General features: G+C 31.3%; 16 protein-coding genes. 14 read left to right on the forward strand and 2 right to left on the reverse strand.

Annotated elements, in window-relative coordinates:
• The first annotated feature begins 5 nt into the window (after window positions 1-5).
• The 3 genes from iadA (at window position 6) to BM119_RS11445 (ending at window position 2542) form a co-directional block, all read left to right on the forward strand.
• Window positions 6-1178: a beta-aspartyl-peptidase gene (gene iadA / locus BM119_RS11435; protein WP_090041586.1), complete on the forward strand. Its 1173-nt coding sequence runs from the start codon at window positions 6-8 to the stop codon at window positions 1176-1178.
• Between the two features lie 157 nt (window positions 1179-1335).
• Window positions 1336-1641: a thioredoxin gene (gene trxA / locus BM119_RS11440; RefSeq protein WP_090041588.1), complete on the forward strand. Its 306-nt coding sequence runs from the start codon at window positions 1336-1338 to the stop codon at window positions 1639-1641.
• A gap of 37 nt (window positions 1642-1678) precedes the next feature.
• On the forward strand, window positions 1679-2542 hold the full coding sequence (locus BM119_RS11445) for an NAD(P)/FAD-dependent oxidoreductase (protein WP_090041640.1): 864 nt from the start codon (window positions 1679-1681) through the stop codon (window positions 2540-2542).
• Window positions 2543-2562: 20 nt separating this feature from the next.
• Here the strand turns inward: BM119_RS11445 and BM119_RS11450 are convergent, their stop codons facing one another.
• Both BM119_RS11450 and BM119_RS11455 read right to left on the reverse strand, forming a co-directional pair.
• Entirely contained in the window at window positions 2563-3045 is a 483-nt protein-coding gene (locus BM119_RS11450) for a cell wall hydrolase (protein ID WP_242948419.1), read from the reverse strand.
• 179 nt (window positions 3046-3224) lie between these two features.
• The gene (locus BM119_RS11455) at window positions 3225-4196 is read right to left on the reverse strand and encodes a hypothetical protein (protein WP_090041592.1); all 972 of its coding nucleotides are present in this window, start codon (window positions 4194-4196) and stop codon (window positions 3225-3227) included.
• A gap of 213 nt (window positions 4197-4409) precedes the next feature.
• On the opposite strand from BM119_RS11455, the gene cdaA reads away from it, so the two are divergent.
• The 11 genes from cdaA (at window position 4410) to BM119_RS11510 (ending at window position 14947) form a co-directional block, all read left to right on the forward strand.
• Window positions 4410-5264, forward strand: a complete 855-nt coding sequence (gene cdaA / locus BM119_RS11460) for a diadenylate cyclase CdaA (RefSeq protein WP_090041594.1) — start codon at window positions 4410-4412, stop codon at window positions 5262-5264.
• Window positions 5231-6460 (forward strand): CdaR family protein, encoded by a 1230-nt coding sequence (locus BM119_RS11465; protein WP_090041595.1) that lies wholly within the window; start codon window positions 5231-5233, stop codon window positions 6458-6460. Before cdaA ends, BM119_RS11465 begins: the two co-directional genes overlap by 34 nt.
• Window positions 6461-6475: 15 nt before the next feature.
• On the forward strand, window positions 6476-8080 hold the full coding sequence (locus BM119_RS11470) for an NAD(P)/FAD-dependent oxidoreductase (RefSeq protein ID WP_090041597.1): 1605 nt from the start codon (window positions 6476-6478) through the stop codon (window positions 8078-8080).
• A 134-nt stretch (window positions 8081-8214) separates the two neighbouring features.
• Entirely contained in the window at window positions 8215-9306 is a 1092-nt protein-coding gene (buk, locus tag BM119_RS11475) for a butyrate kinase (protein WP_090041599.1), read from the forward strand.
• Window positions 9299-10204: a phosphate butyryltransferase gene (ptb, locus tag BM119_RS11480; protein ID WP_242948418.1), complete on the forward strand. Its 906-nt coding sequence runs from the start codon at window positions 9299-9301 to the stop codon at window positions 10202-10204. Before buk (BM119_RS11475) ends, ptb begins: the two co-directional genes overlap by 8 nt.
• A 24-nt stretch (window positions 10205-10228) precedes the next feature.
• The gene (gene buk, locus BM119_RS11485; protein WP_090041601.1) at window positions 10229-11299 is read left to right on the forward strand and encodes a butyrate kinase; all 1071 of its coding nucleotides are present in this window, start codon (window positions 10229-10231) and stop codon (window positions 11297-11299) included.
• A gap of 281 nt (window positions 11300-11580) precedes the next feature.
• On the forward strand, window positions 11581-12246 hold the full coding sequence (locus BM119_RS11490; protein WP_090041602.1) for a nucleotide-binding protein: 666 nt from the start codon (window positions 11581-11583) through the stop codon (window positions 12244-12246).
• Window positions 12247-12361: 115 nt separating this feature from the next.
• Entirely contained in the window at window positions 12362-12571 is a 210-nt protein-coding gene (locus BM119_RS11495; protein WP_090041604.1) for a 4Fe-4S dicluster domain-containing protein, read from the forward strand.
• 21 nt (window positions 12572-12592) lie between these two features.
• Window positions 12593-13666, forward strand: a complete 1074-nt coding sequence (locus BM119_RS11500) for a 3-methyl-2-oxobutanoate dehydrogenase subunit VorB (protein WP_090041606.1) — start codon at window positions 12593-12595, stop codon at window positions 13664-13666.
• Entirely contained in the window at window positions 13666-14415 is a 750-nt protein-coding gene (locus BM119_RS11505) for a thiamine pyrophosphate-dependent enzyme (protein ID WP_090041608.1), read from the forward strand. The genes BM119_RS11500 and BM119_RS11505 overlap by 1 nt, the downstream gene beginning before the upstream one ends.
• A 1-nt stretch (window position 14416) precedes the next feature.
• Window positions 14417-14947, forward strand: a complete 531-nt coding sequence (locus BM119_RS11510; protein ID WP_090041610.1) for a 2-oxoacid:acceptor oxidoreductase family protein — start codon at window positions 14417-14419, stop codon at window positions 14945-14947.
• Window positions 14948-15156 lie beyond the last annotated feature (209 nt).

Genomic DNA, 15156 nt, shown 5'->3' on the forward strand with positions numbered 1-15156 from the left:
GAGGTATGGTAACAGTTATTAAAAATATAGAAATATACTCTCCAGAATATTTAGGTAAGAAAAATATTGTTATAGTTTCAGATAAGATTGAAGGAATATATGATGATATAGATATTCCTAAAAATTTTGTGCCAGTAAGAGAAATTGATGGAACAGATAAAATTATTATGCCAGGATTTATAGATGCACATGTACATCTTATTGGCGGTGGTGGTGAAGGTGGTTTTAAAACTAGAACTCCAGAAATAGGTATAAGTGAATTTATAAAATCAGGAATAACTACAGTGGTTGGATGTCTAGGGACTGATGGGGTATGTAGAGATATGAAGGCACTGCTTGCAAAAGCATATGCATTAGAAGAGGAAGGCATGAGTTCATATCTTTATACGGGTTCTTATGAAATTCCTGTAAAAACAATAACAAATTCAATAAAAGAGGATATAATGTTAATACCTAAGATTATAGGAGTGGGAGAAGTTGCATTATCTGATCATAGGTCATCCCAACCTAAGTTTGATGATATATCAAGAGTTGCAGCAGAAGCAAGAGTAGCTGGTCTTTTAAGTGGTAAGGCTGGTATAGTTCATGTGCATTTAGGTGATGGTAAAAGAAAATTTGAGTACTTAAATAAACTGTTAGAAACAACTGAAATACCGTCAACTCAAATTGTTCCAACACATTGTAATAGAAGTTTTAATTTATTTAATGATGCAATAGAGTATGGAAAAGGTGGAGGATTTGTGGATTTAACTACAAGTTCTGATCCAGATTATTTAGATGAAAATGAAGTAAGGGCAAGTAATGGGTTGAAAATATTACTAGATAATGGGGTTAACATTGAAAAAATCACATTTTCTTCAGATGGACAGGGAAGTTTGCCAAGATTTAATAAAAATAGAGAATTTATTGGATTAGGTATAGGCTCAGTATCATCATTATATAGAGAAGTAAGAGATAGTGTACTTAATCATGGGGTAAATTTAGAAGTGGCAATAAGGACAATAACATGTAATGTGGCAGATTGCTTAAAATTAAATGATAAGGGTAGAATAGCAAATGGAAAATGTGCCGATTTAGTAATAGTTAATAAGGAAGATTTACTAATTGAAAGCGTAATTTGTAAAGGAATTGAATGCATGAGAGAAAATAAAGTATTAGTTAAAGGAACATTTGAATAAATATATGTAAGCAACAAATAATAGAACGAATATTCATTTAGATGTTGTTACAGATGATAGCCATAAGATAAGAATTATAATAGTTGACTAAAACAAGATAATATACTAAAATTATAATAAAATATATACCCATAAGGGGTATTTGGAGGTAATAAGAATGAAGGAAATAAATGATTCATCTCTAAATCAAGAAATATCAGATGGAGTAACACTAGTGGATTTTTGGGCTACTTGGTGTGGACCATGTAAAATGCTATCTCCAGTTCTTGATGAATTATCAAAAGAGTTAAAAGACGTTAAATTTGGAAAAGTAAATGTAGATCATAATCCAGCTGTATCTCAACAATTTAGAATAGCAAGTATACCAACTTTACTATTATTTAAAAATGGAGAGGTAGTTGATAAAATAGTTGGATTTAGACCTAAAGCTGAAATAGAACAGTTTATAAAGAAACACATTTAATAATAGTAAAAACCTTGATTAAAGAGGAGCGTTCATGGTGAATAAAAGATATGATATAGCAATAGTAGGCAGTGGCCCAGCAGGGCTTTCAGCAGCATTAAATGCGAAAATAAGAAAGAAAGATTTTATTATTTTTGGAAACAAAGATTTAAGTAGCAAGGTTGTTAAAGCTCCTAAGGTAAATAACTATTTAGGACTTTATAATATAGATGGACTTGGATTGAAAGAAAGTTTTCAAAACCATATAGATTCCATGGGTATAGAAATAACACACGAAAGAATAAATAGTATATATGCCATGGGAGACTATTATGTTTTAATGGTTAATGAAAAAATGTATGAAGCTAAATCTATCATTTTAGCTACTGGAATAGAGTATACCAAGCCTATAAAGGGTGAAGAAGAATTTTTAGGCAGGGGAGTAGGCTATTGTGCTACATGTGATGCACCATTATACCATGATAAAATAGTAACAGTCATAGGATACAACAAAGAATCAGAGGAAGAAACAAATTTTCTTTCAGAGGTAGCTTCTAAAATATATTATGTGCCAATGTACAATGGAGAATATGAATTAAATGAAAACATTGAAATAATAAAAGGAAAACCAGTAGAGATAGTTGGAGATGAATTGGTTACAAAACTAATTCTGACAACAAAGGAGATTACTACGGATGGGGTTTTTGTTTTAAAGGATAGCATATCTCCAGCACAGTTGGTTCCAGGACTACAAATTGAAGATGACCATATAAAAGTAGATAGATTGATGAAAACTAATTTACCTGGATGTTTTGCAGCAGGAGATTGTATTGGTAAGCCATATCAATATATAAAAGCTGCTGGTGAAGGTAATATAGCATCTTTAAGTTGTGCATCGTATTTAGATAGCATAAAAAAATAAGGAGTGGATTAATCCACTCCTTATTTTTTTACTTGGAAAAACACATGATTTCCAATAGTAGTAACATTAGTTTTTCCTATATCTTTCATCCATGAAGATGTGGCTATTTCAGGGTTATAAAAGAATACAGCCCTGTTAGTTGGGTCTGAACCAGATAATGCATCCATAACAGCTTTTTCAGAATCTGAATCTGGAGTAGCAGTAATATTGCCATTAATAACGCATGAAAATGCATTCCTTTGTTTTATAACACCCTCAATAGATTTTGGAAAGGCAGGATCTGTAACTCTGTTTAAAATCACAGAAGCAACAGCAACTTTTCCGGTGTAGGGCTCACCTTTACTTTCAGCATGAACTATTTGAGCCATTAAATATATGTCATTTTTAGTTAATGGAATTGAATTATTTCCAGTGCTAAAAACCTGAACAACGTCACTATCCTCTTTATATAAGTTTTCACCGTCATCTTTAATATATTCTCCTTCAGGTTCTAAAAGAATCATAGATCCTATTGAATAGTTCTCCATTCCTAATGCTGTATCAGTCATAATGTTAAAAAACATAAATATAAGAATGGGAACAATTATGGAGTATTTACGCATAAAAGGCCTCCTTATGTAAAATTTTCATGAAGTTATTGTTCCCATAATAAACGAATTAATGCATAATATCATAAAATAATCTAATTACCTATGGTATCTTTGTAGTTATTAAACAACTCAGAGAAAGTTTTTATAGATGATTCCAGTTTTTCATACTCATCTTTAGCTGTAGAATATAATTCATCTATATCATTAGAAGCTAGGGACTTTGGTGCAAACATTTCAGAATAAAGAGCCTGTCTAGTAGATTTTAAGTATAAACTATAAGAATCTACTAGTTTGCTAAATGATGAAAAAACATCAGAACCATCACTAGGTGCAGTAATACTATATAACTCCATACCTAAGGAATCTACAACTTTAGAAGTCTTGTCTAAATCGTTTAGAACTTCTTTAAACTCTAAATGATTAGTTCTGCATTTTTCAATTAAGGCAATATAATTTTTATTGGTTTTAAAGAAATTTGAAGTAGTATTTTCAAATATGTTTAGGAACTCTTTATTATTTTTTATGTTGCTACTCTTAGCTTGAAGTGTAGAAATCTCTCGATATATACCAGTTTCAAAATTTTTCATAAATATTTTACCATTATCTGCGAATGATATATTTATAGGAGACAGAGTTTTATAGCAATTAGAAGTTGTTTCACCATAGGACATTAATGACTCTAAACTATTTGAGACATCTGTACCCTTAGGATTATTTAGTATAGCTAAAAGTTGGTTGTAAAAAAGAATATTGTTACTAATACCATCAAGTAAATTTGTTTTGTTAGAGATAATTTCATCAGAGCTATCTAATGAATCTTTAATGGATTGAAGCTCTTCCACTGTATTTGGAAGAGTAGACTTAAGAGTTTCATTAGATAATGAAATATCAGTTAATGTAAGTATTTTTTTGTTTGTTGAATTTATATTTTTAGCTACTTCAATTAAAGAAGAATTTTTATTCAATGAATCGTAATGCTTATCTGGAATTAACATAGTATGCACAGAAACAGAACATAAACAAATTACAAAGCTTAAAAATAAATTCAAACATAGTTTTTTCAAAGTATCACCGCCTAATCAAAATATTTGATTTATTTTAAAGGTATGTCTCTTTAGAGAACTAACCTTATATACTTAAAATATATTTTAGGACAATGCAGAAAATGACTAGGTTTTAAATAAATTTTAAATTTAAAGGATTTAAACTTATACTAAACTATTATTAACTGGTGTATAATTAATAATAGATATATAGAGGGTTGAGAGGTGACTAAAATGGAGATTTGGGAAATCGTTGCAAATAGTGTTAAGAATATTTCTTTACTATCGGTCTTAGATATTTTAGTTGTTGCTTACATATTTTATAAGGGATATGTTCTTATAAAGGAAACTAGAGCTGAACAACTATTAAAGGGAATTTTATTTATAATTGCACTTATTCCGATTAGTTATTTATTAGAATTACGAATGGTGTATGCAATTTTAAATAAAACAATAACAATAGGAGTATTATCTATAATTATAATTTTCCAACCAGAGATAAGAAGAGCACTAGAACACTTAGGAAGATCTGCTTTTTTAGATAAGCATATTTTAGCTGATGATAATGCAATAGAGGATGTTGTAAGCGAAATTGTCATAGCCATAGAAGATTTAGCAGAAACTAAAACAGGGGTATTATTAGCAATAGAACAAAACACGGGATTAGGTGAGGTAATATCAAATGGTACTAAATTAGATGCAGTAGTAAGTTCAGCATTGCTTGGTAACATATTTGTTGTAAATACACCTCTTCATGATGGAGCAACAATAATTAGAAATGATAGAATTATTGCATCAGGATGTGTTTTGCCATTGACTTCAAATACTAGTATAAATAAAAAACTTGGAACTAGGCATAGAGCTGCAATGGGACTTTCAGAAGTGTCAGATGCATTAATAATAGTTGTTTCAGAAGAAACAGGTACTGTTTCATTAGCTGTAAATGGTAAATTAAGAAGAAATTTTACAAAAGAAGAATTAAAACTTGAACTTTTGAAACTTATTAAAAGTCAAAAGGATAGTAAAAAGATTACAGCAAAGGAGAGAATAAAGAAATGGATAACAAAAAACAGAAAAAAGACATCTTAATAAAAATAGCATGTCTTATATGCTCCTTTGGATTGTGGTTATATATTTCAAATGTTGAAAATCCTACAGTTACAACTAAGGTTACTGATGTACCAATTGAAATATTAAATGCAGATGTATTGTCTCAATATAAATTATCAATGACTCCAGGGCAAACTTTTAAAGTAACATTGTCTATTGAAGGGTCAGCATCAGATGTATACAGGGCAAAATCTGATCAATTTAAATTAGTTATTGATTTAAGTACTTATGCATTGAAAAAAGGAGATAATAATCTTCCGGTTGAAGTAATACAATCTCCAAACAATGTAAATGTATTAAGAACACCTGAAATGTTAAAAGTAAATATAATTTTAGATGATTTAATAGAGAAAAGTGTACCTATTAACATTGATGTAGATACTAGAACGAAACAGGGATACTATGTATCACCAGCTGTTACTGATCAGGCTAATGCAATAGTTTCTGGCCCAGCTCAGCTAGTTAATATGGTAAATGAAGTTGTAGCAAGAGGTGAGGCTAAGGATGTAGCAAAGGATACAGAGTTAACACTTCCTCTTATAGCTGTAGATCAAGCTGGAAGAACTGTTAAAGATGTTAATATAAAACCATCAAGTATAAATGTTGTTATACCAATCAGAAAAAGTAAAATAGTTGATGTTAATGTTAAAACAACTGGTGAAGTTGGAATTTCATTAGTATTAAAATCTATTGAAGCGAATCCTAGCAAAATAGAAATAACAGGTGATGATTCAGTTTTAAAAAATATATCATCAATTGACACAGAACCAATAGATTTATCAAAAATAACTACTAACAAAGACTTCGTTGCAAAACTTAAAATACCAGATAACATTAGGGTATTAAATGGTTCCGATACTGTAAGCATTAAGGTTACAACGGATAAGGCTGCAACAGAAGAATTACAACAACAAGATGTACAAAGCAAAATACAAGTAAAAGGATTAAAAGAGGGATTTAATGCAACATTAGAAGTTGATACTTTGACGGTAACCTTAAAAGGAAAAAGTGAAGTTTTAAAGTCAATAAAAGAAGAGGATATAGTATCTGAAATAGATTTAACAAATCTTGAAGAAGGTGATCATGAAGTATCACCAAAAGTTACTGTTAAGGAGGGCGCGAGCCTAGTGAAATTTACACCAGAAAAAATAAAAGTGAAAATTACTAAAAAATAACATGGAGGAATGTTAATGTCCATAAGAGTAAACAATATTACATTAAGTATAGAAGAAAATATAGAAGAAAACACGGAATATTTACGTGATAAAGTATGCAAAAAACTTAAAGTGTCTAATGATGAAATAATAGATATTAAGATATTAAAAGAGTCTATAGATGCAAGAAAGAAAAACTCAATAAAGTTTAACTATTGTGTAGAAGTATATTGCAATAGAGAAAAATATATAGTAAACAAGTTAAATGATAAAGATGTAAGGCTAGAAGAACATGCTGACATGGATGAATTTAAGTTTGGTAGTAGAGTACCAAATCATAGACCATTAGTGGTAGGATTTGGTCCAGCAGGGATGTTTGCGGCTTTAACATTAGCTAGAAATGGGTATAAACCTATAGTTATAGAAAGAGGCCAAAATGTTGAAGAAAGAACAAAATCAGTTGAAAATTTTTGGAAAACAGGAATATTAGATTTAAACTCTAATGTTCAATTTGGAGAAGGTGGAGCAGGAACTTTTTCAGATGGAAAACTTACGACGAGAATAAAAGATAAAAGATGTGATTTTGTATTAAAAGAATTAGTAAATGCGGGAGCACCAAAAGAAATAATATATAAAGGAAAACCACATATAGGAACTGATATATTAAAAGATGTTGTAAAAAATATAAGAGAAGAAATAATATCATTAGGAGGAGAGGTTAGATTTACTTCTACTCTTAATGATATAAAAGATAAAGATGGAAGTATAAAATCCATAATAGTAAATGATGATGAAATTCCTTGTGAGGCTCTTGTATTAGCAATAGGTCATAGTTCAAGAGATACTTATGAAATGTTATATGAAAATAAAGTTCAGATGATATCAAAGCCATTTGCTATAGGTGTTAGAGTAGAGCATCTTCAGGAAATGATGGATGAAAATCAATATGGAAAATTTTCTAAGCATCCAAGACTTAGAGCATCAGATTACAGATTATCATATACATCTAAAAATTTAGGTAGATCAGTATATAGCTTTTGTATGTGCCCAGGTGGGGAAGTTGTAGCAGCTGCATCAGAAGAAAAAAGATTAGTTACAAATGGAATGAGTTATTATAATAGAAATCTAAAAAATTCAAACTCAGCTGTAGTAGTTACAGTAGGACCAGATGATTTTGATGGAAATCATCCTTTAAGTGGTATGGAGTTTCAAAGACATTATGAATCTCTAGCTTATAAATTAGGTGGTGGAAACTATAAAGCACCAGTACAGTTAATAAGAGATTTTCTTAATGACAATATAACTAAATCTATTAAAAATATAGAACCAACATATAGGCCAGGGTATGAATTTAAAGATATGAGGCAATGTCTTCCTTCATATGTTTCAGAAACATTAAAGGAAGGATTCGTAGATTTTGATAGAAAAATAAAAGGATTTATGGATGGCGTAATGACAGGAATAGAAACAAGAACATCTGCACCAGTGCGAATTGAAAGAGATGATATGCTCCAAAGTATTAGTTTAAAAGGGTTATATCCAGCTGGTGAGGGAGCAGGTTTTGCAGGAGGAATAATATCAGCAGCAGTTGATGGTATTAAAGTTGCAGAAAAAATAATGCAAGAATTTAGAAAAAAATAATGAATTTTCTGAAAATAACCGTTTCCATTGAAATTTTTGTTAAAATGTAATAGGAACCTTATATCAAGTTAGCTTTTCAGAGTTTCTGGGAAGCTAATTATATTATCTAATTAATTTTGGAGGAGCTTTAGTAAATGAAAAGTTATTATATTTTAGCTATTAATCCAGGATCAACATCTACAAAAATAGCCCTTTTCAAAAATGAAGAGTGCATTGCTGTGGAAAATCTATCTCATAGTCCAGATGAAATCAAAAATTACGAGACTATATATGAACAAAAGGACATGAGAGCTAGGGTCGTTTTAGAGTGGTTGGAAACTCAAAACATAAGAAAAGAAGATCTTTCAGCTATAGTTGGGAGAGGTGGGCTTTTAAGACCTATGCCAGGAGGAACATATAAAGTTACGGATAAGATGATAGAAGATTTAAAGATAGGATACCAAGGACAGCATGCATCTAATTTAGGCGGAATTATATCTAAAGAAATTGCTGGAAAATTAAATATACCAGCATTTATAGTAGATCCGGTTGCTGTAGATGAATTAGAAGATGTTGCTAGAATATCAGGACTTCCTCAAATACCTAGAAGATCCTTAGTACATGCTTTGAATATAAAAGCTGTTACAAGAAGAATTTGTGTAGAATTAAACAAAGACTTTTACAACTCATCATATGTGGTTGCCCATCTTGGAGGAGGAATATCAATTTCACCTGTTAAAAATGGAAGAATCATAGATACTAATGATGCAAATGAAGATGGCCCATTTTCACCAGAAAGAGCTGGTGGATTACCAGCTGGAGATTTAGTTAATATGTGTTTTAGTAATAGATATAACCAAATAGAAATGAAGAAACTTATACTAGGACAAGCAGGGCTAGTTGGCTATTTAGGTACAAATGATGGCAGAAAAGTAGATGAAATGATAAATAATGGTGATATAAAGGCTGAGTTAATATTAAAATCAATGGCCTATCAAATATCAAAAGAAATTGGGGCTATGGCAACAGTTCTGAATGGAGAAATAGATGCAATAATCTTAACTGGGGGATTAGCTTACAATAAAAGGCTCACTTCTTGGGTAAGTGAAAGGATTGGTTTTATAGCACCAATCCAATTAGTACCAGGAGAAGATGAAATGCTAGCTTTAGCACAAGGAGCCTTAAGATGTGTTAATGGAAAAGAAAATGCAAAAATCTATGAAGACGAGGTGCAAATTAATGGTTAAAAATTTTGAAGAAGTATTAAAAAAGGTTAAATCATTTGAAATGAAAAAGGTAGCTGTAGCAGTTGCTCAAGATGAGCCTGTATTACATGCAATAATGGAGTGTAAAAAGAATGGGATTGCTGATGCTATTCTTGTTGGGGATGAAAAAGAGATAAAAGAAATAGCAGCTAAAATAGATATGGACTTATCAGGCTATGAGATAATTCATGAAGCTGATGCACGTAAAGCTGCATTAAAAGCTGTAGAACTTGTATCACAAGGAAAAGCAGACATGGTAATGAAGGGCTTAGTTGATACAGCTAATTTTTTAAGAGCTGTTTTAAACAAAGAGGTTGGATTAAGAGCTGGAAAACTAATGTCTCATGTTGGTGTATTTGAAATTCCAGGAATAGATAGATTAATATTTATGACAGATGCTGCTTTTAATATGTATCCAGATTTAAAAGCAAAAATTGAGATATTGAATAATTCAGTTTCTGTTGCAAAAGCTGTTGGAATAGATTGTCCTAAGGTAGCACCTATATGTGCAGTTGAAGTTGTAAATCCGGATATGCCGTCAACATTAGATGCAGCTATGCTTTCAAAAATGAATGAAAGAGGACAAATAAAAGGATGTATAGTTGATGGACCTTTAGCATTAGATAATGCATTATCAGAGGAAGCTGCAGCTCATAAAAAAATATCTGGACCAGTTGCAGGTAAAGCTGACATAATGTTGCTTCCAAATATAGATGCTGCAAACGTTATGTACAAAACATTAACGTATACTACTAATTCAAATAATGGTGGATTGTTAGTTGGAACTAAAGCTCCAGTTATAGTAACATCTAGAGCAGATAGTTTCCAAACAAAAGTTAATTCAATAGCTTTAGCTGCATTAGTAGCTAACTGCAAATAATATATAAAATAGGGGGATTAAAAAATGAGCTTTAAACTGTTAATAATAAACCCAGGTTCAACATCTACAAAAATAGGTGTTTATGAAGATGAAAATCCTGTATTAGTTGAAACTTTAAGACATTCATCTGAGGAAATTGAAAAATATGAAAGTATCTTCGATCAGTTTTCTTTTAGAAAAGAAGTTATATTAAATGTTTTAAAAGAAAAGAATTTTGATATAAAGGAATTAAATGCAATAGTTGGTAGAGGTGGTCTTTTAAAACCTATTGAAGGTGGAACATATGCTGTTAATGAAACAATGTTAGAAGATTTAAAAGTTGGTGTTCAAGGACAACATGCATCTAACTTAGGTGGAATAATAGCTAATGAAATAGGAAAGGAACTTAATATACCAGCATTTATAGTAGATCCAGTAGTTGTTGATGAAATGACTGATGTTGCAAGAATATCAGGTATGCCTGAGATTGAAAGGAAAAGCATATTTCATGCATTGAATCAAAAAGCTGTTGCTAAAAGATATGCTAAGGAAAATGGAAAAAAATATGAAGATATAAATGTTATAGTAGCACATATGGGTGGGGGAGTTTCAGTTGGAGCTCATGAAAATGGAAAGATTGTTGATGTAAATAATGCTCTAGATGGAGATGGTCCTTTTTCACCAGAAAGATCAGGTGGAATACCAGCAGGAGATTTAGTTAAACTTTGTTTTAGTGGAAAGTACACTCATGATCAAATTAAGAAATTGATAAATGGAAAAGGTGGCTTTGTAGCATACTTAAACACTAATAATGCTAAGGAAGTTGGAGATAAGGCACTTGAAGGAGATAAAGAGTGTAAATTAATATTTGAAGCAATGGGATATCAAACTGCAAAAGAGATTGGTAAAGCAGCAGCAGTACTTGCAGGAAAGGTTGATGCTATAATCCTAACTGGTGGAATTGCATATTCTAAAGCTATGGTAAATTACATAACTGAAAGAGTTAAATTTATCAGCGATGTTGTTGTATATCCAGGAGAAGATGAACTTCTTGCATTAGCAGAAGGTGCTTTAAGAGTTCTTAATGGAGAAGAGACTGCAAGAGAATATAAATAATTAAAATTATTAACCGTATTTAAGAAATAAAAAAATCTTAAATACGGTTTTTCTTATATAAAAAAACATAGATATTTCAGAAGATTTAAGAGAATTTGTCGCAATAGATTGTGAAATAAAAAACGTTTTCACAGTTTATTAAAATTTTAATATAGAAGCGTTAAAAAAGTTAATTAAATAATTAAAAAAATATGATATTTTACCTTTCAAAAAGCAGTGAGTATGATATATAATTAAACTGTAAATACTAAAAAAATTACATTTGTTGGAAGGAGTAATTTATGAGTAGAATAAGGATTTTTGCAGGACACTTTGGAAGTGGAAAAACTGAAATAGCTATAAATTATGCTCTAAAACTTGCAGAGCAAGGAAAAAAAGTAACATTAGTAGATATAGATATAGTTAATCCTTATTTCTGTGTTAGAGGATTAAAAGATGAGATAGAAGATCATGGTGTGAAAGTAATAGCTGCTAATCCTCATTGGTCTAATGCAGAACTTATGGTTGTTCCACCAGAAGTTGTCTCAATTTTCAATGATCAATCTCAAGAGGTTGTTATTGATATAGGTGGAGATGATATGGGAGCAGTGGTTTTAGGACAATATAATAAGTATTTTAATGAAGAACCATATGACATGTACTTTGTAGTTAACACCACAAGACCATTTACTGCAGATAAATTAGGTATAGAGGAGTATATTCATTCTATTGAGCATTCATCAAGACTTAAAGTTAATGGATTTATATCAAATACAAATTTATCTTATGAAACAACTTTAGATCACGTATTAAAAGGTGATGTTGAGGTTCAGGGATTATCTAAAAAATTTAACATACCTTATAAATATACGGTATGTAAAAAAGAGTTAGTTGATGAAGTAAAAGGTAAGGTTCATGGAGAAGAAGTATTTGGAATAGATATTTTTATGAGACCACCATGGAGATAATAATTTTCTAAGTAGGAGAAATCCTCTGGAAAAATTTTATAAATAATAAAATAAAGACCCACTTAAATATGATATAGTGGTTCTGTAATCGTTTTATAGGGAGGATGTGTAATATATGGCTAAAGTTACCTTTAGAGAAGAAAGATGTAAGGGTTGTGGACAATGTATAATAGCCTGTCCAAAGAAAATAATAACCTTTGCTAAGGGATTGAACGAAAAAGGATATCATCCAGCAACAGTTACAGATGAGAAGATGAGTGAATGTATAGGTTGTGCATCTTGTGGAAGAATGTGCCCAGATTTAGTTATAACAGTTGAGAAATAATCTTAGAAGGGAGAGATAAAAATGGGAGATAAGGTTTTAATGAAAGGAACCGAAGCTATAGGTGAGGCAGCCGTTAAAGCGGGCTGTAAATGTTTCTTCGGATATCCAATAACACCACAAACAGAAGTAGCGGCATACTTATCAAAAAGAATGCCAAAAATAAATAGAGTATTTTTACAAGCAGAAAGTGAAATAGCAGCTGTGAATATGGTTTATGGAGCAGCTGGTACAGGCGTTAGATGTATGACATCATCATCATCACCTGGAATAAGCTTAAAAGCAGAAGGAATATCTTATATAGCAGGAGCAGAACTTCCTTGTGTTATAATCAACATAGTTAGAGGAGGCCCTGGTCTTGGTGGAATTCAACCAGCTCAATCAGATTACTTCCAAGCAACAAAGGGAGGAGCTCATGGAGATTTTAATATGCCAGTATATGCACCAGCATCAATACAAGAAATGGCAGATATAATCCAAGAAGCTTTTGATGTAGCTGATATATATAGAACTCCTGTAATGGTTATGGGAGATGGAATGCTTGGACAAATGATGGAACCAGTTGAGTTTAGAGATGTACAAGCTAGAGAATTACCAGAGAAAGCTTCTTGGGCTGCTAATGGTCTACATGGAAGAAAACAACATAATGTAATAAATTCTTTGTTTTTGAAACCAGAAGAGTTAGAATTGCATAATGAAAAATTACAAGCTAAATATGCTGAGATAAAGAAGACTGAAGTTAAATATGAAGTGTTTAACTGCGAAGAAGAGTGTGACTTAATAATGGTTGCTTACGGAACAACTTCAAGAATATGCAAAAATGTTATAAAGCTTGCTGCTAAAGAAGGAATAAAATTAGGATTAGTAAGACCTATAACATTATGGCCATTCCCACAAGAAGCATTTGATAAAACTATTGATAAAACAAAACACGGATATTTATCAGTAGAAATGAGTTGTGGACAAATGGTTGAAGATGTAAGACTTTCTGTAAATGGAAAAAAACCTGTAGGTTTTTACGGAAGATCAGGTGGTATGGTTCCAACACCAGCAGAAATCTTAGATAAAGTTAAGGAAATAGTAGGAGGTGCTAAATAATGGCTATCGTATTTGAACCAACTAAAGCGATACTTGATAAGCCAACTCACTACTGTCCAGGATGTACTCATGGTACAATTCATAGATTAGTGGGAGAGGTTTTAGACGAATTAGATGTTGTTGATAAAACTATAGGAGTTGCTCCTGTTGGATGTTCAGTACTTGCTTATGAGTATTTTGCATGTGATATGTTTGAAGCAGCTCATGGTAGAGCACCTGCTGTTGCTACAGGAATAAAAAGATCTAATCCAGATTCAGTTGTATTCACATATCAAGGAGATGGAGACTTAGCTGCTATAGGTACAGCAGAAATAGTTCATGCTGCTACAAGAGGAGAAAACATAGTAACTATCTTCGTAAACAACTGTATTTATGGAATGACAGGTGGTCAAATGGCTCCAACTACATTACCAGGACAAGTTACAGAAACTACTCCATATGGAAGAGATGTTAAGGTACAAGGACATCCAATAAGAGTATCAGAAATGATATCAACTTTAGATGGTGCCTGTTATGTGGAAAGAGTATCAGTTGATAGTGTTCCAAATGTAATAAAAGCTAAAAAGGCTATTAAGAAAGCTTTTGAAAATGCTATAGCTGGAAAAGGATTCTCTTTAGTAGAGGTATTATCAATATGCCCAACTAACTGGGGATTAAATACACAAGAGTCCTTACAGTGGTTAAGAGACAATATGATGCCTCATTATCCACTTGGAGTTAAAAAGGACACAACTGGGGAGGTGAAATAGTATGGCAACTCAAGAAATGTTATTTGCAGGTTTTGGGGGACAAGGTATACTTTCAATGGCTAAATTCTTAGCTTATGCAGGAATGGATGCTAATATGAGTGTTTCATGGTTACCATCATATGGTCCAGAAATGAGAGGAGGTACTGCAAACTGTTCAGTTATACTAACAGATGATTCAGTTGGATCTCCAATAGTTATAACTCCAGATTCATTAATAGTAATGAACAGACCTTCTTTAGATAAATTTGAAGATACTATAAAGAAAAATGGATTATTAATAATGGATTGTGACTTAGTTACAAGAGATCCACAAAGAACAGATGTTGAGATTCTAAAAATACCAGCTCAAACAGAGGCTACAAAACTTGGATCACCAAAAATAGCAAACATGGTTCTTTTAGGAGCATTGGTTGCTAAAACTAAAATTGTAGATATGGAAGTATTATTAGGAGCGCTTAAGGCTCATGGAAAAGAAAAGTTCTATGAATTAAATAAGACAGCTTTAGAAGTTGGAGCTTCTTACGTAAAATAATATATAATAAGGGATAGATGATAAATTTTTATTGTTTATCCCTTTTTTATGTGTTAATAACTATAATTATGATAGTTAAAAATGTTTTAATTAGTGACAAGTTGTAACTTGTCACTCTCAAAAATATCGGACAGTTTAATTTAAAATTGATTTATGTGGATAAGTATTGGTGTTTAAAGCATAAAAAAATAATTGTACACAATTTTATA

It is taken from the genome of Clostridium frigidicarnis (assembly GCF_900111985.1).
In the GTDB taxonomy this organism is placed as follows: domain Bacteria; phylum Bacillota; class Clostridia; order Clostridiales; family Clostridiaceae; genus Clostridium_Z; species Clostridium_Z frigidicarnis.

What these genes read in the sequence shown, in the direction of transcription:
- trxA (WP_090041588.1), top strand. Translation starts at nt 1,336, where the DNA reads ATGAAGGAAATAAATGATTCATCTCTAAATCAAGAAATATCAGATGGA.
- BM119_RS11505 (WP_090041608.1), top strand. Translation starts at nt 13,666, where the DNA reads ATGGCTATCGTATTTGAACCAACTAAAGCGATACTTGATAAGCCAACT.
- BM119_RS11450 (WP_242948419.1), bottom strand. Translation starts at nt 3,045, where the DNA reads ATGATTCTTTTAGAACCTGAAGGAGAATATATTAAAGATGACGGTGAA.
- BM119_RS11490 (WP_090041602.1), top strand. Translation starts at nt 11,581, where the DNA reads ATGAGTAGAATAAGGATTTTTGCAGGACACTTTGGAAGTGGAAAAACT.
- BM119_RS11465 (WP_090041595.1), top strand. Translation starts at nt 5,231, where the DNA reads ATGGATAACAAAAAACAGAAAAAAGACATCTTAATAAAAATAGCATGT.
- BM119_RS11500 (WP_090041606.1), top strand. Translation starts at nt 12,593, where the DNA reads ATGGGAGATAAGGTTTTAATGAAAGGAACCGAAGCTATAGGTGAGGCA.
- BM119_RS11495 (WP_090041604.1), top strand. Translation starts at nt 12,362, where the DNA reads ATGGCTAAAGTTACCTTTAGAGAAGAAAGATGTAAGGGTTGTGGACAA.
- cdaA (WP_090041594.1), top strand. Translation starts at nt 4,410, where the DNA reads ATGGAGATTTGGGAAATCGTTGCAAATAGTGTTAAGAATATTTCTTTA.
- ptb (WP_242948418.1), top strand. Translation starts at nt 9,299, where the DNA reads ATGGTTAAAAATTTTGAAGAAGTATTAAAAAAGGTTAAATCATTTGAA.
- BM119_RS11510 (WP_090041610.1), top strand. Translation starts at nt 14,417, where the DNA reads ATGGCAACTCAAGAAATGTTATTTGCAGGTTTTGGGGGACAAGGTATA.
- buk (WP_090041601.1), top strand. Translation starts at nt 10,229, where the DNA reads ATGAGCTTTAAACTGTTAATAATAAACCCAGGTTCAACATCTACAAAA.
- BM119_RS11470 (WP_090041597.1), top strand. Translation starts at nt 6,476, where the DNA reads ATGTCCATAAGAGTAAACAATATTACATTAAGTATAGAAGAAAATATA.
- buk (WP_090041599.1), top strand. Translation starts at nt 8,215, where the DNA reads ATGAAAAGTTATTATATTTTAGCTATTAATCCAGGATCAACATCTACA.
- iadA (WP_090041586.1), top strand. Translation starts at nt 6, where the DNA reads ATGGTAACAGTTATTAAAAATATAGAAATATACTCTCCAGAATATTTA.